Origin of the sequence: Hongsoonwoonella zoysiae (assembly GCF_013266695.1) — a bacterium.
Lineage (GTDB): Bacteria > Pseudomonadota > Alphaproteobacteria > Rhizobiales > Stappiaceae > Hongsoonwoonella > Hongsoonwoonella zoysiae.
Window position 1 is genome coordinate 473,807 of the sequence record NZ_JABRXF010000002.1, and the last position, 21,140, is coordinate 494,946.

Annotated in this window: 17 protein-coding genes; 16 read left to right on the plus strand and 1 reads right to left on the minus strand. The window is 58.0% G+C overall.

What is annotated here, in order from left to right; translation table 11 throughout:
- The first annotated feature begins 52 nt into the window (after positions 1–52).
- Both mce and HPQ64_RS13420 read left to right on the plus strand, forming a co-directional pair.
- Positions 53–457, plus strand: a complete 405-nt coding sequence (mce, locus tag HPQ64_RS13415) for a methylmalonyl-CoA epimerase (protein ID WP_172888998.1) — start codon at positions 53–55, stop codon at positions 455–457.
- A 21-nt stretch (positions 458–478) separates the two neighbouring features.
- The gene (locus HPQ64_RS13420; protein WP_172888999.1) at positions 479–730 is read left to right on the plus strand and encodes a DUF1467 family protein; all 252 of its coding nucleotides are present in this window, start codon (positions 479–481) and stop codon (positions 728–730) included.
- A gap of 117 nt (positions 731–847) precedes the next feature.
- Here HPQ64_RS13420 and HPQ64_RS13425 read toward each other — a convergent pair whose 3' ends face one another.
- Positions 848–1,963: a cyclic nucleotide-binding domain-containing protein gene (locus HPQ64_RS13425; RefSeq protein ID WP_172889000.1), complete on the minus strand. Its 1,116-nt coding sequence runs from the start codon at positions 1,961–1,963 to the stop codon at positions 848–850.
- Between the two features lie 288 nt (positions 1,964–2,251).
- Between HPQ64_RS13425 and HPQ64_RS13430 the strand changes: the two genes are divergently transcribed.
- The 14 genes from HPQ64_RS13430 to bamA all read left to right on the plus strand — a co-directional run bounded on the left by HPQ64_RS13430 (position 2,252) and on the right by bamA (position 21,132).
- The gene (locus HPQ64_RS13430) at positions 2,252–2,878 is read left to right on the plus strand and encodes a DUF1554 domain-containing protein (protein WP_172889589.1); all 627 of its coding nucleotides are present in this window, start codon (positions 2,252–2,254) and stop codon (positions 2,876–2,878) included.
- Between the two features lie 504 nt (positions 2,879–3,382).
- Positions 3,383–4,711 (plus strand): proline--tRNA ligase, encoded by a 1,329-nt coding sequence (gene proS / locus HPQ64_RS13435; protein ID WP_172889001.1) that lies wholly within the window; start codon positions 3,383–3,385, stop codon positions 4,709–4,711.
- A 38-nt stretch (positions 4,712–4,749) separates the two neighbouring features.
- Positions 4,750–6,036 (plus strand): lipoprotein-releasing ABC transporter permease subunit, encoded by a 1,287-nt coding sequence (locus tag HPQ64_RS13440; protein ID WP_246270707.1) that lies wholly within the window; start codon positions 4,750–4,752, stop codon positions 6,034–6,036.
- A gap of 20 nt (positions 6,037–6,056) precedes the next feature.
- Positions 6,057–6,773 (plus strand): ABC transporter ATP-binding protein, encoded by a 717-nt coding sequence (locus HPQ64_RS13445; protein ID WP_172889591.1) that lies wholly within the window; start codon positions 6,057–6,059, stop codon positions 6,771–6,773.
- Between the two features lie 388 nt (positions 6,774–7,161).
- Positions 7,162–10,602, plus strand: coding sequence for a DNA polymerase III subunit alpha (gene dnaE / locus HPQ64_RS13450; RefSeq protein WP_172889002.1), 3,441 nt, complete (start codon positions 7,162–7,164; stop codon positions 10,600–10,602).
- Positions 10,603–10,831: 229 nt separating this feature from the next.
- On the plus strand, positions 10,832–11,665 hold the full coding sequence (gene rpsB, locus HPQ64_RS13455; RefSeq protein ID WP_172889003.1) for a 30S ribosomal protein S2: 834 nt from the start codon (positions 10,832–10,834) through the stop codon (positions 11,663–11,665).
- Positions 11,666–11,818: 153 nt separating this feature from the next.
- Positions 11,819–12,742, plus strand: coding sequence for a translation elongation factor Ts (gene tsf / locus HPQ64_RS13460; protein ID WP_172889004.1), 924 nt, complete (start codon positions 11,819–11,821; stop codon positions 12,740–12,742).
- A gap of 230 nt (positions 12,743–12,972) precedes the next feature.
- Complete coding sequence (pyrH, locus tag HPQ64_RS13465) at positions 12,973–13,692, plus strand: UMP kinase (protein ID WP_172889005.1); 720 nt, start codon at positions 12,973–12,975, stop codon at positions 13,690–13,692.
- A gap of 185 nt (positions 13,693–13,877) precedes the next feature.
- A complete protein-coding gene (frr, locus tag HPQ64_RS13470) occupies positions 13,878–14,441 on the plus strand; it encodes a ribosome recycling factor (protein ID WP_172889006.1) in 564 nt (187 codons plus the stop codon).
- A 55-nt stretch (positions 14,442–14,496) separates the two neighbouring features.
- Entirely contained in the window at positions 14,497–15,267 is a 771-nt protein-coding gene (locus HPQ64_RS13475; protein ID WP_172889007.1) for an isoprenyl transferase, read from the plus strand.
- A complete protein-coding gene (locus tag HPQ64_RS13480) occupies positions 15,264–16,127 on the plus strand; it encodes a phosphatidate cytidylyltransferase (protein WP_172889008.1) in 864 nt (287 codons plus the stop codon). The genes HPQ64_RS13475 and HPQ64_RS13480 overlap by 4 nt, the downstream gene beginning before the upstream one ends.
- A 76-nt stretch (positions 16,128–16,203) precedes the next feature.
- A complete protein-coding gene (locus tag HPQ64_RS13485) occupies positions 16,204–17,361 on the plus strand; it encodes a 1-deoxy-D-xylulose-5-phosphate reductoisomerase (protein WP_246270708.1) in 1,158 nt (385 codons plus the stop codon).
- Positions 17,362–17,422: 61 nt separating this feature from the next.
- A complete protein-coding gene (gene rseP, locus HPQ64_RS13490) occupies positions 17,423–18,559 on the plus strand; it encodes an RIP metalloprotease RseP (protein ID WP_172889592.1) in 1,137 nt (378 codons plus the stop codon).
- 131 nt (positions 18,560–18,690) lie between these two features.
- Positions 18,691–21,132 carry an outer membrane protein assembly factor BamA gene (bamA, locus tag HPQ64_RS13495; RefSeq protein WP_210260267.1) on the plus strand — a complete coding sequence of 814 codons (2,442 nt, stop codon included), beginning with the start codon at positions 18,691–18,693 and terminating at the stop codon, positions 21,130–21,132.
- Positions 21,133–21,140: the final 8 nt, after the last annotated feature.

Here is a 21,140-nt window from a genome sequence, read left to right on the forward strand (position 1 = left end):
TTTCGCCAATTGCCGTCACATCGGGGAAAGCAGCGAACGGGAAGGATGGATCATGATCGGGCGTCTCAATCATGTTGCAATCGCGGTGCCGGACCTAGAAGCGGCGACAGTGACCTATCGTGACACGCTTGGTGCCAAGGTCTCTCAGCGCCAGGAAGAACCGGACCACGGTGTAACCGTCGTCTTCATAGAACTTCCGAACACAAAGATAGAGCTTCTTGAGCCCCTTGGTGAAGGTTCTCCGATCCAGGCTTTCCTCGACCGCAGCCCGGCGGGCGGCATCCACCATGTCTGCTACGAGGTTGACGATATTCTCGCAGCACGCGACAGACTGAAGGAGCAGGGCGCGCGCGTCCTCGGCGATGGCGAGCCAAAAATCGGCGCGCATGGAAAGCCTGTACTTTTCCTGCACCCTAAAGATTTCAATGGCACGCTTGTCGAACTCGAACAGGCGTAATCAGAATACTGGAGCCAGGGCGTGTCGTTGACATCGGGTCTTGCTATTTATTTCATCATCTGGTGGGTTGTGCTCTTCGCGGTGCTGCCCATCGGCGTGCGCACACAGGAAGAAGAAGGTGAAATCGTGCCCGGCACGGTGCCGAGCGCTCCTCATGCGCCGCAACTTGCAAAAAAGGCCGTACTGACCACAATCGTCGCCGGCGTGATCTTCGCGGCCTTTTATTGGGTCAGGGTATACTCAGGACTCACGCTGGACGATTTCCCGATCTGACCTCTAGGGCGCTTTCCACGAAAGCAGTTTCGCTTTCGTGACAAGAATTCGATCCAGTATCAGTTTTTTGATCATATCCTTGTCGCGAAATCCAACTTAGATTTCGCGGCATATGCCTTAACTGTAAAGCTCGATCTCACCGATGTTCTTGGCGCGAGCGATACTGCGGCGAGTGTAACGCTGCTGGACGGTGTCGCTCAATTCGGCGCGAAATTCGGTGCTGATACGTATGTCGCCAGGCGCCGGGTCTCCATCCACAATATCTTCCTTGTGAACTTCCTCAAGGCGTGCTGCCTTGTTTACGTCCTTGCCGATCAGCGTGAACTGATGACGGGTGGCGGAGCCGAAATCCCCGCTGAGGGCGAGGCCGAGGTGCAGCCCGATGCGAAGATGAAGGCGCGCATTTCCGATGCGGATTTCCGATACGGCCTTCACCGCGTTTTCCGCCGCCCGCAATGATTCCAGACACGCCTTTGCCGTGCTTGCGCCATCCTGCAAGACCCAGAATGCCATCAAGCCGTCGCCTATGAACTTGTCGATATATCCGCCATGTGCGGCAATCGGTACGGACTGCGCATTGAAGAAGCGCTGGACGATATCGGCCGTGCGCTCGGGGCTCATCGATAGTGTGTGTTCGCTGAAGCCGACGACATCCGAAAACCAGATTATCGCCCGGTCGACCTTATAGTCGGTCAACCGGCCGCCGCCAGCCTGCATGCGCCGACTGAGCGCATATTGGTTCGTATAGGCGTGCAGGATGCGCGTGTCATCCTGGAGCTGCCTGCTCAGGGACGCAACCTTGATGCTGGCGTTCTTCAGTTTGAGCGAGATGATGCGAGCGATATTACGGTAGATCAAATCCCTTTCAGGGTGCTTTTCGATACTCGCCTTGTCGACCACCAGAACTTCGACATTCATTTCGCTGGCGACGAGGTCGTACATACGCCGATAACCGTTTCCGAGGAGATTCTGCTCTCCCACGACCTCGCCGCGTCTTCGGACGAAGAGCGTGCGATCACCTTCCTTTACCGCCACGGAACCGGTGACGATCACCCAAAGGCATTCTGCCACATCGCCATGTCTGCAGATGTATTCGCCTTCGGCATAACGGTAGGGACGGGGTACGAGATCGGAACAGTCGGCTATATCGTCCACAAGACCGCTTGCGATCATTGCTTCGATATATTCGCGTCCCAGCGTTTCAAGAGGATGCGGTTCAGGCTTTTTCGTCATCGATTCGTTCCGGATTCGACCGTTTCGCTCCGTGCGAGACCTTTGGCCGGGAACTATAGCCGGAAGCCGCCTCCTGCGGTTTGATATGGATCGAACGAGCGAAACCCGATTTATAAAATGCAGGTGAAAATAAGCTGACGTAATCGTGATCCGGGCCGGGTGAAATTCATCAGGACGGCCATAATTGCCGTGAATTGCGGAGTATTCTCAAAATATTGAATATGGAGCGAATTCTGATCACGAAAGCGCTTTAGCCCGAAAGAAGGGTAATGAGGGAGGAACCATGTGATGCTATCCCGACGGAGAGTTTTTCTTACCTTTGCAATTGTGTCTGCGGCCGCGATTCCGGTGCAGGCACAATCACCGGATATGTCCTTTTTTATTACAAGCGCCGGGCCGGGTGACGGCGCCAATCTCGGCGGCGTGGAAGGTGCGGACGCACATTGCCAGGCGCTTGCCGAAGCCGCTGGAACTGTCGACAAGACCTGGCGCGCCTACCTAAGTACATCATCCGTTAACGCGCGCGACCGCATTGGCAGTGGCCCCTGGGCGAACGCCAAGGGCGAAGTTATCGCAAAGAGTCTGGAAGCGCTTCACTCCGACGCAAATACGATAAGCAAGGAAACCGGCCTCACAGAAAATGGGGAGATGGTGAACGGTCGCGGCGACAGCCCGAACCGGCACGATATCCTGACCGGGAGCAATCCAGATGGTACGGCGAATGAAAACACTTGCGGCGACTGGACGTTGAACGGCGAAGGTAGCGCGATCGTGGGCCATCACGACCGGATGGGACTGCGCGACGACGCACCTTCCAAGTCCTGGAATTCTTCTCACCCTAGCAGAGGTTGTAGCCAGGAAGCGCTTCGCGGTACCGGCGGTGATGGCCTATTTTACTGCTTCGCCATAAACTGAAGGTTGTTGACACCAAGATTCGGAACAAAAAAAAGCAAGGCCTGTTGGCCTTGCTTTTCAGAAGTTGCGCGTCTTCGACCTTTCATCACCGGAACTGGCTTACACCTGGTTTCCGGTGGGCAGCTACCGATAGTGGGCGCCGAAAGGTCTTTCCTCCCAAGACTCAGACCGCGATGTCTGTTATTCGGTGCGAACTGCTTGATACAGCCCGAACCTTCTTATGGGGCGTGACGTTACTCCATCGAATTCCACTTGTCATCATTTTGTGCAGTGTCCGCCTAAATTTTTTGCTTTGCGTATAAAGTGAAACCTGCAAACCGGTTTGACCTTTTGATCAAAAAAGCATGCAGACCTCACACATGCGGTTGTGGCACGGAGGAAAGCCCCTTTGTGGAGCCTTGACCAGCGGATGATGTAAGCGCGCGCGGGGCTTGTGTTTTTCAGGCGCATAAGGTTTGACTGCACGCGAATGAGTCCGTTGAAGCGCTAGCCGCGAGAACCCAGATGCGCCTTTCCCGATACTTCCTCCCCATCCTCAAGGAAACTCCCAAGGAGGCGGAGATCGTTTCCCACCGCCTGATGCTGCGAGCAGGCATGATCCGGCAGGAATCGGCGGGAATCTATGCCTGGCTACCGCTTGGGTACCGAGTGCTTCGCAAGATAGAGCAGATCGTGCGCGAAGAGCAGAACCGTGCGGGCGCGGTTGAGCTTCTCATGCCGACCATCCAGTCCGCCGATCTATGGCGCGAAAGCGGGAGGTACGATGCCTATGGCCGCGAGATGCTGCGCATTACCGACCGGCATGAGCGGGACATGCTTTTCGGCCCCACCAATGAGGAGATGATCACCGAGATCTTTCGGGCCAATGTCCGCTCCTATAAGGATCTTCCGCTCAACCTCTACCATATCCAGTGGAAGTTCCGTGACGAGGTGCGGCCGCGTTTCGGCATTATGCGTGGGCGGGAATTTCTGATGAAGGATGCCTATTCCTTCGATGTCGACAAGGAAAATGCGCGCCATGCCTACAACCGCATGTTCGTTGCCTATCTGAGGACATTCCACCGCATGGGGCTGAAAGCCATCCCCATGCGCGCGGAAACTGGCCCAATCGGCGGCGACATGAGCCACGAATTCATTATTCTGGCGTCGACCGGCGAAAGCGAAGTGTTCTGCCACAAGGACATTCTGGACCTGCCGATCCCGGGAGAGGATACCGATTTCCAGGCGGATCTGACGCCGATCGTGGACGCGTGGACCGCGCCATATGCAGCTACGGACGAAATGCACGACCAGGCGGCCTTCAGCGCGATTCCAGACGACCGGCGCGTGACCGCGCGAGGGATCGAGGTCGGTCACATCTTTTATTTCGGAACAAAATATTCCGAGCCCATGAGGGCGAATGTGACGCTTGCGGACGGGACGGAGACGCCTGTCCACATGGGCTCCTACGGTGTCGGTGTCTCGAGGTTGCTCGCCGCACTCATTGAAGCACATCACGACGAGAACGGCATTATATGGCCGACGTCGGTCGCGCCTTTCCACGTTGGTCTTGTAAACCTGAAGGCAGGCGATGCGGCGACGGATGCGGCCTGCGAACATCTCTACACCCAGTTGGAAAACGCGGGTGTCGAAGTGCTGTATGACGATGAAGACACGCGCGCAGGCGCGAAATTCGCGACGATGGACCTGATTGGCCTGCCATGGCAACTCGTCGTCGGGCCACGAGGGCTCAAGGATGGTATCGTTGAGCTTAAGAATCGCTCCAGCGGCGAACGCGTCTCGGTTTCGCCACAAGAAGCGGTCAATCGGCTGGTGGCGGATATCAAGGGATGACGCCGCACGCATAACAGGCCCACGGGACCGAAATCGCGATGACAGCAGAAACCGCCGGAGAGAGCCGCGAGGGAACGCACCCCTTCGCGAGATTCGAGTGGATGCTGGCCGGACGTTACCTGCGCTCGCGTCGGCGGGAAACATTCATCTCCATCATTGCCGGCTTCTCGTTCACAGGGATCATGCTGGGCGTTGCGACACTCATCATCGTCATGGCCGTGATGAACGGATTTCGCGGTGAACTTCTGTCGAAGATCCTCGGCGTGAACGGCCATATGCTCGTCCAGCCGATCGATAGCGCACTCGACGACTATGATGCGGTCGCGGCGCGGATCGACAACATGGATGGTGTGCGCTTCGCAATGCCCTTCGTGGAGGGCCAGGCGCTCGTTTCCGGGCCGGTGGGTGCACTCGGCGGACTGGTGCGCGGCGTGCGCGAAGTGGACTTGCGAAGGGTACCTCTCGTCACCAAAACGATCCGTGCCGGAGCGTTTGATAATTTCGATACCAGCGGTGGCGTTGCCATCGGCACGCGAATGGCCCAACAACTGGGTGTGACCATCGGCGACCGGGTCACCATCGTTTCTCCGCGCGGCAATATTACCCCGCTCGGCACTACCCCGCGGGTGAAGGGATATCCGGTCGTCGCGATCTTCGAGATCGGCATGTCGGAATACGACAGTACATTCGTCTTCATGCCTTTCGAGGAAGCACAGCTCTACTTCAATCAGGATGGCGCAGCGACGGGCATCGAGGTCTTCGTGCAAGACCCGGACAACGTCGGCCCCATGCGCCGGGTCGTGGAAGAAGGGGCGGGGCGACCGGCATTCGTCACGGACTGGCGGCAAAGGAACATGACGTTCTTCTCCGCGCTCGAAGTGGAGCGAAACGTCATGTTCCTGATTCTCACCCTTATCGTGCTTGTGGCAGCCTTGAATATCATTTCCGGCATGACAATGCTCGTGAAGGACAAGGGCCACGACATCGCGATATTGCGCACCATGGGGGCAACGCGGGGCGCGATCATGCGCGTTTTCGTGATTACCGGGGCCAGCATCGGCGTCGTTGGGACCATTGCCGGGTTCATTCTGGGCTTTATCGTCTGCCTAAACGTCGAGACGATCCGCCAAGGGATATCCTGGTTGACGAGAACGGAGATATTCTCTCCCGAACTTTACTTCTTGAGCCGGCTGCCGGCGGATATGGACACTGGGGAAACGATCACCGTGGTTGTCATGGCGCTCGTTCTTTCGCTTCTCGCAACGCTCTATCCGGCATGGCGCGCGGCCCGTCTCGACCCTGTGGAGGCGCTTAGATACGAATGAGCGAGGAAGCGCACTATCAAATGGATGAGACGCCGCATCTTCGGCAGGCCGCAGCCGTACATCCGCTGCATCTGTCCGGCATCACCCGAAGCTTCAAGGAAGGACATGGGCGGCTTCAGGTGCTGAAAGGCGCCGACCTTACGCTCCACCCCGGCCAGATCGTGGCGCTTGTTGCGCCCTCCGGTGCGGGCAAGTCCACATTGCTACACATTGCCGGCCTGCTGGAACGGCCCGACAGTGGCGAGGTCTTCATCGGTGGTACGCCTTGTGGCAAGGCGAACGACGCGGAGCGCACCCGAATCCGCCGCAACGACATCGGCTTCGTCTACCAGTTCCACCACCTTCTGCCGGAATTCACAGCGCTTGAAAACGTCGCCATGCCTCAACTCATTCGCGGGCTGAACCGAGACGAGGCGCTGGAACGCAGCAGTGAGTTGCTCGGCTATATGCGCCTGCAGGAAAGAATGGACCACAGGCCTGCCGAACTTTCCGGCGGCGAGCAGCAGCGGGTGGCGATCGCCAGGGCGGTCGCAAATGCTCCGAAGGTGCTGCTTGCCGACGAACCCACCGGCAACCTCGATCCCAAGACGGCGACATATGTTTTCGAAGCACTGGTGGCACTGGTGCGGGCGTCCGGCTTGGCGGCGCTATTTGCGACCCACAATATGGAACTCGCAGAACGCATGGATCGCTGTATCACCCTGCAGGAAGGGCGCGTTGTGGAATTTGAGGGTTGACGTGCCAAGCCCAGCATTCCTGCACGTTTCGAAAATAGCAAAGAAGTTGTTTAACTAAAAGTTTACCAGTAAATATAAAAGAACAAATCAAGGTTGCAATAAGAACAAAAAGCGAACATTATTTTGGTCGTGACGTGATCATGACGAAGGAGAGCCATCATGACCGCCGATATCAAGGGATTTTTCCAAGACCTGGCCGCGTTCGGTTCGATCATTGCTTTCACTGCGACAATGGCCGTCTGGAGCGATGTATTGCTCTACGCCGGGTGAAGCCGGCGAATGTCCACATGGCTATCTGATTTCAGTGGGTGATGTGTCTTGGGCAGTCGACATGATACTTCCAAGGATGGACTCTGACAGTCTGAGACTCACCGATAAGGGACGGCAAATGGCGGACGTCGGCTTTGTTCACCTGAGAACGCATTCGGCTTATTCGCTCCTGGAAGGTGCGTTGCCGCTCGGCAAGCTGATCGAACTTGCGAAATCCGATGAACAGCCGGCGCTCGCGGTAACAGATTCGGGAAACCTGTTCGGCGCACTGGAATTTTCCGAGAAGGCTTGGGGCGCCGGTATCCAGCCGATCGTCGGCTTGCAGATCCTCGTCGATTTTGACGATGGTGGGATAAGCGCACGCCGAGGGACGGAGTATTTGAGCGAACTGATCCTCCTTGCGCAAAGCCGCTCCGGCTATGAAAACCTGATGGACCTTGCCAGCCGGTCCTATCTCGATACCGATCCGACGAAACTTGCGCATGTGCCGATGAGCCGCGTGGCGGGGAAGGCCGAAGGCGTCATCGCGCTGACGGGTGGACTTAATGGGCCGCTGACCCAGACCTTGCTCGCAGGCGAACATGAAAAGGCGGCTTGCCGCCTTTCCACACTTCACGCTGCATTCGGCGACCGGCTCTATATCGAACTCCAGCGCCACGGGCTAGGCGCGGAGGCCCAGGCGGAACAGGGCCTGCTCGACCTCGCCTACAGCCGGAACATTCCGATCGTCGCAACGAACGACGCCTATTTTCCGAAGGCGGAGGATTTCGAGGCGCATGATGCGCTGATCTGCATTGCCGAGGGGAGGGTCGTTGCGGAGGACGATCGGCGAAGGCTTACGCCCGAGCACTACTTCAAGACGCGTGCGGAGATGATCGAACTTTTTGCCGATCTGCCGGAAGCCGTCCAAAATACGGTGGAGATCGCAAGGCGATGCCATTTCCGCCCGCTTAAGCACAGCCCGATTCTGCCGCGGTTTACGGGCGCGGGTGCCGACCCGGAGGAAGCGCTGAATGCGGAGGCCGCGGAGCTTCGACGGCAGGCGCAGGAAGGACTGAAGGAACGCCTTGCGGCACACGGTCTTGCACCGGGTATGGAAGAAAAGGATTACTGGGAGCGGCTCGACTACGAACTCGGCATCATCGAGCGGATGAAGTTTCCTGGTTATTTCCTGATCGTTGCGGACTTCATTAAATGGGCGAAGCTGCGTGACATACCCGTCGGACCCGGGCGTGGATCGGGCGCGGGCTCACTCGTGGCATGGTCGCTCACGATCACGGATCTCGATCCTATGCGGTTTGCGCTCCTCTTCGAGCGTTTTCTCAACCCGGAGCGCGTATCGATGCCTGACTTCGATATCGATTTCTGCCAGAACCGCCGCGAGGAGGTGATCCGCTACGTCCAGGAGAAATACGGCCGCGAACAGGTGGCGCAGATCATCACCTTCGGCACGCTGCAGGCGCGCGCCGTGCTTCGCGACGTCGGCCGTGTGCTGCAGATGCCCTATGGCCAGGTCGACCGGCTGTCGAAACTCGTTCCCGCGGCGCCCGGCAAACAGGTGACGCTGGCGCAGGCAATACAGGATGAAGCGCGCCTGCAGGAGGCCCAGCAGAACGAGGAGGGTGTCGACAAGCTGCTCGACGTCGCCCAGAAGCTGGAAGGTCTGTATCGCCACGCTTCCACGCATGCCGCTGGTGTCGTGATCGGAGACCGGCCTCTCGAAAAGCTGGTGCCCCTTTACCGCGACCCGCGCTCCGACATGCCTGTCGCCCAGTTCAATATGAAGTGGGTGGAGCAGGCGGGCCTCGTCAAGTTCGACTTCCTGGGCCTCAAGACCCTTACGGTCATTGACACAGCGGTGAAGCTCATCAAGCGAAAAGGCATCGACATCGACATGGCGGCTCTGCCGATCGATGACGAAAAGACCTACAAGCTGCTGGCGGCGGGTGAAACGGTCGGTGTGTTCCAGCTTGAAAGCCAAGGCATGCGCCGGGCTATCGCCGGCATGAAGCCGGATCGGTTCGAGGATATCATCGCGCTGGTGGCTCTCTATCGCCCGGGGCCGATGGACAACATTCCCGTCTATAACGCGGTCAAGCACGGCGAGCAGGAGCCGGGCTACCTGCATCCACTGCTCGAGCCGATCCTGAAAGAGACGAACGGCATCATCGTCTATCAGGAGCAGGTGATGCAGATCGCGCAGGTTCTTTCGGGCTATTCGCTCGGTGAAGCCGACCTGCTGCGCCGTGCCATGGGCAAGAAGATCGCCTCCGAGATGGAGATCCAGCGCGCCCGCTTCACCGACGGCGCGGTAGAGCGAGGCATCGACAAGGAGCAGGCCGGGACGATCTTCGACCTCGTTGCAAAATTCGCCAACTACGGCTTCAACAAGTCGCACGCCGCAGCTTATGCGCTCGTTTCCTACCAGACGGCATGGCTGAAAGCGAATTACCCGGTCGAATTCATGGCGGCCTCCATGACGCTCGACCTGGGCAACACCGACAAGCTGAGTGACTTCTGCCAGGAAGCGCGGCGGATGCACATCGAAGTTCTTCCGCCATCCATCAACCGCTCGGACGTTCATTTCGAGGTGGAGGATGGAAAGGTGCGCTACGCGCTCGGCGCGATCAAGGGGGTCGGCGAGCAGGTCGTGGAGCATATCGTTTCGGTGCGGCGTGAGGGGCCTTTCAGGTCGATCAGCGATTTTGCCCGGCGGATCGGCGCACGCAATCTGAACAAGCGCACGCTTGAAAGTCTCGTCGCAGCCGGAGCGTTTGACGATCTGGAACGCAACCGCGCCCGCGTCTTCGAAGGCCTCGATCGGATCGTCGGCGTGGCGCAGTTGACGGAAGAAGAGAGCTTATCCGGTCAAGGCAACATGTTCGGGGTATCCGAGGAAGAAGAGGCGGTACACCTGCCCGACGTTTCGCCATGGATGCCGGACGATCAACTCCAGCGCGAGCATGCAGCGATCGGCTTTTATCTGTCTGCCCATCCGCTCGACGAATACCTGATGCTGCTGAAACGAATGCGTGTTCAGATGTGGGCTGAGTTCGAGCAGGCGGTTAAGGCGGGCGCTTCCGCCGGAAAGCTTGCCGGAACGGTGATCTCCAAGCAGGAGAGAAAGACGCGAACCGGCAACCGCATGGGGATCGTGCGCCTGTCCGACCCTACAGGCCAATATGAAGCGCTGCTATTTTCCGAAACGCTTTATCAGTACCGGGACCAGATCGAGCCGGGCCAGTCCGTCGTGCTGGTTGTGGGTGCGGACATGCGCGATGAGGAAGTGAGCCTTCGCGTCCAGTCCATCGATACGCTGGAGGCGGCGGCATCGCGCGTTCAAAAAAGCCTGACGGTCTTCGTGCGTGAAGGGGTTTCCGCTACAAGCCTCTCGAGACACCTGAAAGACCGTGGTGACGGGGACGTGAACGTTGTGGTTCTTCTCGATCAGGGACAACGCGAGATCGAGGTGAAGCTTCCCGATCGCTACCGCCTGTCGCCACAGATTGCGGGTGCGGTGAAGGCGATTCCTGGCGTCGTCGACGTTCAAATGGCCTGAACTGCCCCAAGTGGAAGGTGCTGGATGGCGTTTGCGGGCAGATTTCGGCGAAAAGCGGCGCTCGGACTGTCTTTGCGGGCTTGAATTGCGCCTGTGTGCTGCTTATAAGGCCCAGATCCCACACGCAGGGTTCGGTAATCGCATCACATGCGAAGTCCATCCGGTGATCGTACGGCCCGGTCGTACAGCCCTGCGGAGGTCTAACCGGAAAAACAGGAGTAGCAAGGCCATGGCCCTGCCCGATTTCACTATGCGCCAGCTTCTGGAAGCTGGTGTGCACTTCGGCCACCAGAAGCACCGCTGGAACCCGAAAATGGGTTCCTACATCTTTGGTGTGCGTAACAACATCCACATTATCGACCTTGCCCAGACGGTGCCTTTGCTGCACCAGGCGCTTAAGGCGGTGTCCGACACCGTGGCCGGAGGCGGCCGCGTTCTGGTCGTCGGCACGAAGCGCCAGGCGCAGGAAGCTGTTGCCGACTCCGCGCGCCGTTCCGCGCAGTATTTCGTCAACGCCCGCTGGCTTGGCGGCATGTTGACGAACTGGAAAACGATTTCCAACTCGATCCAGCGCCTGCGTAAGCTTGAGGAGACGCTTTCAAACGAAGGTGTCGGCCTTACCAAGAAAGAGCGTCTGTTCATGGACCGCGAGCGCGAAAAGCTCGAGCGGAACCTTGGCGGTATCAAGGATATGGGCGGGTTGCCCGACCTGATCTTTGTCATCGACACGAACCGCGAAGCGATCGCCATTCAGGAAGCCCGTCGGCTTGGCATTCCCGTTGCCGCCGTGGTTGATTCCAATTGCGACCCCGATGGTATCGATTTCCCGATCCCCGGCAATGATGACGCCGGCCGCGCGATCACGCTCTACTGCGATCTCGTCGCCCGTGCCGCGATTGACGGTATTTCGCGCGCCCAGGGCAATATGGGTGTGGATGTCGGCGCTTCCGAAGAAGCTCCGATCGAGCCGGCCGTGGAGACAGAGGCCGAAGCGGTGAGCGAAGATGCCGCACCGGCAGCTGAAGAAGCCGCGCCCGCTGCGGACGAAACCGCGGCACAGTAATTTCGCGATAGGAGCCGGTTTGGGCGCAGGCCCGTGCCGGCTCCTGCAAGCGCGCGTCCGCCGGCATACACTTGCGCGGGCGCTGTCACATTACCCGGGACAGTCATGGGCTATGCCCTGACTCGAACCCTATTCTCATCCACGAGGCGATTGATGAGCATTACCGCAGCGATGGTGAAAGAACTCCGCGAGACGACTGGCGCGGGGATGATGGATTGCAAGACGGCTCTGAAAGAGACCGACGGCGACATGGAAGCGGCCATTGACTGGCTGCGCGCCAAGGGCCTTTCCAAGGCCGCGAAAAAGGCGGGCCGCGTGGCGGCTGAAGGTCTCGTCGGCATTTCTTCGGCCGATGGCAAGGCAGCGGTTATCGAGTTGAATTCCGAGACCGACTTCGTTGCGCGCAACGAAAACTTCCAGAAGCTTGTCAAGGGCGTTGCGGATGCAGCGCTTGAGGCGGAAGGAAACATCGAAAAGCTGAATGCGGCTTCGTTTCCGGGCTCATCCAAGTCCGTTGAAGACGAAATCAAGGACGCAGTCGCGACCATCGGCGAGAACATGACGTTGCGCCGTGTGGCTAGCCTTTCCGTATCTGAAGGCGTGGTGGCCTCTTACGTGCATTCTGCCGTTGTTGAAAACCTCGGTAAGATTGGCGTACTTGTCGCCATCGAATCCTCCGGGGACAAGGCAAAGCTGAACGATTTCGGCCGCAAGGTGGCAATGCATGTTGCGGCAACCAATCCGCTGGCGCTAACTGTCGACCAGCTAGACAGTGATGTGGTCGAACGTGAGCGTGCTGTCTTCAGCGAGCAGGCGCGCGAATCCGGCAAGCCGGAGAACATCATCGAAAAGATGGTGGAAGGTCGCATGCGCAAGTTCTACGAGGAGGTAACGCTTCTCAAGCAGGCTTTCGTGATCGATCCGGACAACACGGTAGAGAAGGCCGCTGAGGCACTCGGCGCCGAGCTTGGAACGCCTGTGAAAATCGCAGCGTTTGTCCGTTTCGCCCTCGGCGAAGGCATAGAAAAAGAAGAAGCCGATTTCGCCGCGGAGGTTGCCGCGGCGGCCGGCAACTGAGCCAAGAAAGCGCCGGTTGATCCGGCGCTTTTTTTTGCCTGCGTTTTGAATGCGAGCTGAGGAAAGCTTCCAAAGTTGTCTGGGGATTTATTGGCGGGCATCAACAAGGCGGTTTCCACGAACCGTTTGCGAGGATAGGAATAGCTGCTTTCATAAGGCGCCGGGTGAGGCTTCGCGCCCTCGGTGTCCCTGGCAGCCGGTATTTCAATAATCAACGCATGGGATGAACGATGACCAGCAAGCTTCGTTGGCGCCGCGTGCTCGTCAAGCTTTCCGGCGAGGCTTTGATGGGCTCGCAAGATTTCGGGATCGATCCGGAAACGGTCGATAGGGTGGCGAATGAAATTGCCGAGGCGGTCCGCCTGGGTGCTCAGGTCGGTGTTGTGGTTGGCGGCGGCAACATTTTCCGTGGCGTGGCAGTTGCGGCAAAAGGTGGAAACAGAGTTACGGGCGATCACCTGGGTATGCTCGCTACGGTAATGAACAGCCTGACGCTCGCGGATGCGCTTCGTCGGTTCGGGGTTCAGGCGCGTGTGCTTTCCGCCGTGCCTGTTCCTTCGATTTGCGAAACTTTTACCCAGCGTGGTGCCGACCGCTACATGGAAGATGGCGATGTGATCGTCTTCGCCGGTGGAACGGGCAATCCGTTTTTCACCACAGACAGCGGTGCGGCGCTTCGTGCGGCGGAAATGCGTTGCGATGCTTTCCTCAAAGGCACCAGCGTAGACGGGGTCTATTCGGATGATCCCAAAGTGAACGCGGATGCCGAACGTTATGACACACTCACCCCACAGGAAGTGCTTGAGCGCGATCTCAAGGTGATGGATGCGACTGCGATTGCGCTTGCCCGGGACAACGCTATTCCGGTAATCGTCTTTTCAATTCGAACTCCCGGCGCGCTGGTCGATGTAATGAACGGCGAGGGGCGCTATACGGTGATTGAAGGCTGATATGGCAGCCCTTCCTGTCGATAGGTCGGTTTATGTCCAGCTTTGGGCCATCGCACTGTTGATGCACCGGCTCTTTCGATGGATGGTTGCCCTCACGCGCTGAAACGGTTGCCGGGCCGGGAGTTTCACGGCTAACCCGCCTCATGCCAGAATGCGGCGGCAACAAGAATCGCAGGAGAAGATCCATGCCCGCTCAGGATGTCAACTATAGTGACTTGCAGCGCCGGATGAACGGCGCCATTGGTGTGCTCAAGACCGAACTGGCGGGCTTGCGCACGGGGCGCGCTTCGGCAGGAATGCTTGATCCGATCTCCGTCGATGCCTATGGCAGTTCGATGCCGCTTAATCAGGTAGCCACCGTCAGTGTGCCTGAGCCGCGTATGATTTCGGTACAGGTTTGGGACCGTTCGATGGTTTCGGCGGTGGAAAAAGCAATTCGCGAATCAAGCCTTGGTCTGAACCCGGTTGTTGATGGTCAAAATCTGCGCTTGCCAATCCCGGAGCTTAACGAAGAACGGCGCCATGAGCTGATCAAGGTCGCGCATAAATATGCCGAACAGGCAAAGGTCGCAGTTCGTCACGTTCGCCGGGACGGAATGGACATGATCAAGAAACTGGAAAAAGATGGCGACCTCAGTCAGGACGACAGCCGTGTCTCTTCGGACAAGGTTCAAAAACTGACAGATGATATGATTGCCGAAATTGATGCGATTCTTGCAAAAAAAGAGCAGGAAATCTCGCAGATCTGACGCATGCTCCTTTATCGGCACCGCTTGCGTGCGGCGCCGGATGTGAGGGAATGAAATGACGGCGACGGCGCAGCGAAACGCATTTACAAATGCCTGCCCCGACGAAAAGGCAGTGTTTCCGCGCCATGTCGCCATCATCATGGATGGAAACGGCCGGTGGGCGCGCGAGCGAAACCTGCCGAGGACGGAAGGGCATCGCAAGGGCGTGGAAACGCTGCGAAAAATCGTGCGTCATGCGGCCAAGCGAGGTATCGGCTTTCTCACGCTCTACAGTTTTTCTTCCGAAAATTGGACGCGACCGGAAGCGGAAGTCAGCTTTCTGATGGGGTTGCTCCAACGATTCGTTCAGCGCGACCTCGCGGAGCTCGACCGCAACAACATCAAGGTGCGCATCATCGGCGAGCGGGATGGATTGTCTCCGGAAATCCTCAGCCTTCTTGATGAAGCAGAAACAGTCACCTGCGACAACAGCGGGATGGTGCTAACCGTCGCCTTCAACTACGGCGCCCGAAACGAGTTGACGCGAGCCGTAAAATCAATCGTCGAAGCTGTGGTCCGGGGTGAAATTTCTTCGGAACAAGTGGATGAGGCGATGATTGCAAGCCGGCTCGACACGGTCGCGCTGCCCGATCCGGACCTGATTATTCGTACAAGCGGGGAACAGCGCCTTTCAAATTTTCTATTGTGGCAAGCAGCTTATGCGGAATTCTTCTTCCCAAGCTTGAATTGGCCGGACTTCAACGAGGAAGCTTTCGATGATGCGTTGGCCGTCTTTGCGGGACGTGAACGACGCTATGGCGGTTTGTCCGGTCAGGCGGGCGGATGAACGACGGGAAGGGAGCAGGCGCCGAAGGGACGAGGCAACCGTCGAACCTGCGGCTTCGTGTGATTTCGGCACTTGTGCTTGCTCCCCTAGCCCTCGCCGCAGTGTGGTTGGGTGGCGTTATTTTCTCCGGATTCGTGGCGGCAGCGTGCCTGCTCCTTTTGCGTGAGTGGGTGAAGATCGTCGGAGGCAGTTTTCCGCAAGTTGATGTTATCGCAAGTTTCATCGCGCTTTTTGGCGTGCTCGTGCTCAGTCACTTCGGGCAATACCTTCCTGCACTGGCGCTGCTCATAACCGCGGTGCTTCTCGTGTCCGTCGTTCTCCGCTTCAGCGCATCTCACAAATGGAAGGCGGAGGGCCTCGCCTATGCCGGGATATCCGGAATAGCACTTATCGCCTTGCGTTCCGGCGAATACGGACTCTACGTCATAATGTTTCTTTTTGGGGTGGTTTGGGCGACGGATATCGCCGCCTATTTTGCCGGACGCTCGATAGGCGGACCGAAGCTTTGGCCGAAAGTTTCGCCGAAAAAAACCTGGAGCGGCGCGATTGGGGGCCTAATGGCAGCCTTCATCGTCGGAGCCATATTTTCAGCGCTCGCCGGAGGCGTGCATCCTATAGCATGGATCGCGGCCGCCATGGTTCTTTCTGTGGCATCACAATTCGGAGACCTGTTTGAAAGCGCTGTGAAAAGACGGTTCGACGTGAAAGATTCAGGAGCGCTGATCCCTGGACACGGTGGCATAATGGACCGGGTCGACGGGCTTGTCGCCGGCGCTGCCGTTTTCTACTTTCTAGCAGTTGCCGTAACCGGAAACTTCGCCGATCCCGTTAGCGAATTGGTAACACTCTATGGCGCTTGAACAGGGTGGTTCGTTGAAGAAAGCTCCATCCCCTTCAGTCGGTTCGGGGGCGGTGCTCCAAAGCAGGCATGATCGGTTGCGGCTGTCGGTCCTCGGCGCGACCGGATCGATCGGCCAAAGCACGCTTGATATCGTCGCGCGCAATCCCGAGCGTTTTTCCATCGCTACCCTTACCGCCAACAGGAACGCTCATGGCCTCGCGGATGCGGCGATCCGGGTCGGCGCGGAGCGCGCGGTGTTGGCCGACGCAGAGGGCTACAACCTTCTCAAGGATCTGCTTGCCGGTACGGGAGTAGAGGCCGCGGCCGGGGCGGAAGCCGTTGAAGAGGCTGCGATGGCCGATGCAGACATGGTCGTGGCCGCAATTGTCGGCGCGGCGGGGCTTGCGCCGACACTTGCCGCCGTCAAAAAGGGGCGCGCGATCGCGCTGGCAAACAAGGAATGCCTAGTTTGCGCGGGCTCTTTGTTCATGGAATTGGCCGAACGGCACGGTGCATCCATTCTGCCGGTGGATTCCGAACACAATGCCATCTTCCAGGTTCTTGAAACGAAAAATTCGGATCAGGTCGAAAAGGTGATCCTGACCGCTTCCGGCGGGCCCTTCCGCAAGTTCAGTCTGGAGGAAATGCGTGGCGTTACGCCCGAGGAGGCGTTGAAGCATCCCAACTGGGACATGGGGCAGCGTATTTCGATCGACAGCGCGACGATGATGAACAAGGGTTTCGAGGTTATCGAAGCTCACTATCTCTACGGGTTAGCCGCCGAGCGCCTCGAGGTCCTGGTGCATCCGCAGTCCGCCGTGCATGGCCTTGTGCAATATCGGGACGGCTCCCTGCTCGCGCAACTGGGCACTCCCGACATGCGTACGCCGATTTCCCATTGCCTCGCGTGGCCGGAGCGCATCCCCGTTCCGACGCAGCGCCTTGATCTTGCCGCATTGGGATCGCTCACCTTCGAGAAACCGGACGGTTTGCGTTTTCCAGCGCTGCCGCTGGCTTACAGAGCGCTGGAAGCTGGTATGGCGGCCACGGCGGCTCTCAATGCCGCTGACGAGGTCGCAGTCGATTCGTTTTTACGCCGCAGAATCGGGTTTCTCGACATCGTCGCGATCGTGGAGAAGACGATCGAAACGCTCGATCGCGCGGGTGAATTGTCGAATTGCGGTTCTATATTCGACGTTATGAATGTCGATGCGGCGGCAAGGCGGTCGGCGGAAGAATTTTCGCGCACCTGAGCTGGAAACAAAGTATTTACCGCTGTTACGGAAACTCGCGGCGGGAGAATGGGGACAGATCATGGATTTTGTGCAATCGATCTTCAGTACGGCGTTCGGCTATATATTGCCGTTCCTCTTCGTGCTTACGATTGTCGTCTTCTTCCATGAACTCGGACATTTTCTGGTGGCACGCTGGTGCGGCGTAACCGTCAAGGCCTTTTCCGTTGGCTTTGGACGAGAGTTGTTCGGCTGGACCGATAAAAAAGGGACACGCTGGAAGCTTTCGGTCATACCGCTCGGCGGCTATGTGAAGTTCGCAGGCGACGAGAACGAGGCAAGCGCGCCGGATCAGGAAGCTCTCCGGCAGATGTCGGAAGAAGAACTTCGGGGCGCCTTCCAGACAAAGAGCGTGGGTAAACGTGCCGCCGTCGTTGCCGCCGGTCCGATTGCCAATTTCATTTTGTCGATCGTGCTATTCGCTCTCATCTTTGCGATTGTTGGACGTGCGGAGATCGCCCCCCGTGTCGATGCTGTTCAGCCGGCAAGTGCTGCTTCGGATGCCGGACTTCAACCGGGAGATCTGATCGTTCGCATAGACGGTTTTCCAATCGAAACCTTCAATGATCTGCAACGTATCATTGCGACAAGCGCTGATGTCCCGCTGGACGTCACGGTGGTGCGCGGCGATGAGATTCTGACGTTTTCAGTAACGCCGCGTCGCCGGGAGATCGAGGATCCGTTTGGGAACGTTCAGAAAATCGGTGTTCTCGGCGTCAGTCGGAGCCCTTCGCCGGAAGATATCGTGGAGCGCACCTATGGCCCGGTAGAGGCGCTTGGGGAAGGGGTGAAAGAGACCTGGTTTGTCGTGGAGCGGACCGGCAGCTACCTTACCGGTATCGTTGTCGGGCGTGAGTCTGCGGATCAACTTGGCGGGCCTATACGTGTCGCCCAGATATCCGGGCAGGTGGCAACGCTGGGGTTTGCCGCGCTAATCAATCTGACTGCGATCCTGTCGGTCAGCATCGGTCTGTTGAACCTTTTTCCGATACCAATGCTCGACGGTGGTCATCTGCTGTTTTACGCAGTGGAGGCGATCCGCGGAAAACCCTTGAGCGAGCGGGTTCAGGACTATGGCTTTCGAATAGGAATCGCGATCGTGCTGATGCTGATGATCTTTGCAACATGGAACGATGTCATGCACTTGAGCTCGCTTTAACGTGTCTTTGCGTGTCACGGGGGCAACGCTTCAAAATGAAAATACACAGGCTCCATGACAGCGGTTGCGTCATTGCCAAAAGCCTGTAAAACGGCTGACGGCATTAAAGAATCTCCAATGGGAGTCTCCGCATGGCGGACCGGAAATCGGACCGCTGCGAGGCGAAAAAGAAAAGGCATAGCGTTTCTATGCAGCGTTTCCAGACTTTGACCAGGGCGTTCCTGCTGGCATCCGTGGCCATTGGCGCCGGTGCCGTCGCTCCCGAGGGGGTGCCTGTCATCGGCATCAAGGCAGCACAGGCTGCAGTCGCAAGCAGGATTCAGGTTGAAGGCACGACCCGTATCGAGGATGCGACCGTCGAAAGCTACCTCACCATCCGCGCCGGACGGCCTTATGGTCCCTCTGACGTCGACGAATCGTTGAAAGCGCTGTTCGCGACCGGTTTGTTCGAGGACGTTTCTATTTCGCAGAGCGGCGGCACTCTCATCGTTCGCGTGGTCGAAAACCCGATTGTCAGCCGTATCTCGTTTGAAGGAAACGACAGGCTCTCCGACGAAGCGTTGACCGCCGTTGTCAGGACTACCGAACGTTCGGTGCTGACAAAGGCAAAAGTGCAGTCGGACGTCCAGAACATCCTTGAAGCTTATCGCCGCTCGGGTCGGTATCGTGCCTCGGTGGAGCCGAAGGTCATCAGCCGTGACAACAACCGTGTCGATCTCGTGTTCGAAATCAACGAAGGCGATAAGACAGGCATCGAGCGAATAACCTTCATCGGCAACGAGCGCTACAGCGACAGCCGCCTTCGCGATGTTATCCGCACACGAGAGACGGGGCTGCTCGGCTTCCTGCGCACGACCGATACTTTCGATCCCGACCGCCTGGATGCCGATCAGGAACTAATCCGCCAGTTCTATTACCGGCACGGTTATGCCGATTTCCGCATCGTTTCCGCCGTGGCGGACCTCGATCGGGAAGAGAATGTTTTCTACGTGACCTTCACGGTGGAAGAGGGCGAACAATACACTTTCGGTGAAATCGACGTTCAGACATCGCTGTCGGCGGTCGATCCGGAAGAATTGCGTGCCGTGGTGCGCACCGATGCTGGCGATACCTATGATTCTCTCGACGTCGAAAAGACGCTTGAGGACATGACTATCGAGGTCGCCAAACAGGGGTATGCGTTTGCCCAGGTGCGTCCGCGCGCCAATCGCGATTTCGAAAATCGCACGATCTCGATCACATACTTCATCGAGGAAGGCCCGCGCGCTTATGTGGAGCGGATTAACGTGCGCGGCAACGACCGTACGCGCGACTACGTTATTCGCCGCGAGTTCGATCTTGCCGAAGGCGACGCCTTCAACCGCGTTCTGCTTGACAAGGCGGAGCGCCGGCTCAAGAACCTGCGCTTCTTCAAGGATGTGCGGATTTCGACATCGCGCGGCAGTGCACCGGACCGCGTTGTCATCAATGTCGATGTCGTAGAGCAGCCGACAGGTGAAGTTTCTTTCGGTGTCGGTTACTCGACCTCCGACGGTGTTCTTGGCGATATCACGATTACCGAAAAGAACTTTCTTGGCCGAGGGCAGTTCGTCCGCGCGAAGTTCGGGCTCGGCGAATCTCAGGAAACTTATGAATTTGCCTTCACCGAACCGTTTTTCCTCGGCCGGCGTATTTCGATGTCGCTTGAGGCGTATCAACGCTCATTCGATGCCAATGACTTCCGTCAGTATGACGAGACGACGACGGGCGGCAGCATTGCCTTTGGCCTGCCGCTTCGCGAGGACGAACTGCGGTTGAATCTTTACTACAACATCTTCAATCGCGATGTTGAGCTGGATAATAGTACGCTGGCTAATACCAACATTTCAGCGGCCATTCGTGATGGACTGGGCGAGGTTCTGACTTCGGCGCCGGGATATTCCATCGTCTACAACACGCTCGATCAGAACTTCAATCCGAACGAGGGCATATACGCCAAGTTCGATCAGCAGATCGCGGGGCTCGGTGGTGATGCGCAATACATCCGCACGACCGTCGAAGCGCGGGCCTATCGGGAAATCTACGCGGATTGGGGCCTTGTAGGACAATTGCGTGCCGGCGGTGGCTATATCACCAGCATCGGTAATGACTTGCGCGTGCAGGAGCAATTCCAGCATAGCCAGGACTGGCTGCGCGGCTTCCAGCCGCGCGGTATCGGACCTCGCGACAGGCGCACTGATGACGCCCTTGGCGGGCGCTGGTTTGCGCATGTGAATGCGGAAGGCCGCTTCCCGTTCCCTTGGATTCCGAAGGAGCTCGGCCTCTCTGGCGCTGTCTTTGCGGATGCCGGGGCGCTGTGGGATGTCGAGCCTGAGATCGAGGATTGCGTTGTAACTCCCGCAAGCTGTGGTCTCGCAGGATTGACACCCGATAGCGTTGAATCGAATGACTTTGCTCCGCGCGCGTCGATTGGCGCGGGCATCCAGTGGATCTCGCCTTTCGGGCCGCTGCGTATGGACTTTGCCTGGGCTGTGCTTAAGGAAGACGAGGACAAAACCGAAGTCTTCCGCCTGAGCGGCGGCACGCGGTTCTGATCCGAACG

Excerpts from the sequence above, each read along its gene's own strand:
- HPQ64_RS13445 (WP_172889591.1), top strand. The coding sequence starts at position 6,057 with ATGGATGAGACGCCGCATCTTCGGCAGGCCGCAGCCGTACATCCGCTG.
- bamA (WP_210260267.1), top strand. The coding sequence starts at position 18,691 with ATGGCGGACCGGAAATCGGACCGCTGCGAGGCGAAAAAGAAAAGGCAT.
- HPQ64_RS13440 (WP_246270707.1), top strand. The coding sequence starts at position 4,750 with ATGACAGCAGAAACCGCCGGAGAGAGCCGCGAGGGAACGCACCCCTTC.
- HPQ64_RS13480 (WP_172889008.1), top strand. The coding sequence starts at position 15,264 with ATGAACGACGGGAAGGGAGCAGGCGCCGAAGGGACGAGGCAACCGTCG.
- rseP (WP_172889592.1), top strand. The coding sequence starts at position 17,423 with ATGGATTTTGTGCAATCGATCTTCAGTACGGCGTTCGGCTATATATTG.
- HPQ64_RS13475 (WP_172889007.1), top strand. The coding sequence starts at position 14,497 with ATGACGGCGACGGCGCAGCGAAACGCATTTACAAATGCCTGCCCCGAC.
- dnaE (WP_172889002.1), top strand. The coding sequence starts at position 7,162 with ATGGCGGACGTCGGCTTTGTTCACCTGAGAACGCATTCGGCTTATTCG.
- HPQ64_RS13425 (WP_172889000.1), bottom strand. The coding sequence starts at position 1,963 with ATGACGAAAAAGCCTGAACCGCATCCTCTTGAAACGCTGGGACGCGAA.
- proS (WP_172889001.1), top strand. The coding sequence starts at position 3,383 with ATGCGCCTTTCCCGATACTTCCTCCCCATCCTCAAGGAAACTCCCAAG.
- mce (WP_172888998.1), top strand. The coding sequence starts at position 53 with ATGATCGGGCGTCTCAATCATGTTGCAATCGCGGTGCCGGACCTAGAA.
- HPQ64_RS13430 (WP_172889589.1), top strand. The coding sequence starts at position 2,252 with ATGCTATCCCGACGGAGAGTTTTTCTTACCTTTGCAATTGTGTCTGCG.
- pyrH (WP_172889005.1), top strand. The coding sequence starts at position 12,973 with ATGACCAGCAAGCTTCGTTGGCGCCGCGTGCTCGTCAAGCTTTCCGGC.
- tsf (WP_172889004.1), top strand. The coding sequence starts at position 11,819 with ATGAGCATTACCGCAGCGATGGTGAAAGAACTCCGCGAGACGACTGGC.
- frr (WP_172889006.1), top strand. The coding sequence starts at position 13,878 with ATGCCCGCTCAGGATGTCAACTATAGTGACTTGCAGCGCCGGATGAAC.
- rpsB (WP_172889003.1), top strand. The coding sequence starts at position 10,832 with ATGGCCCTGCCCGATTTCACTATGCGCCAGCTTCTGGAAGCTGGTGTG.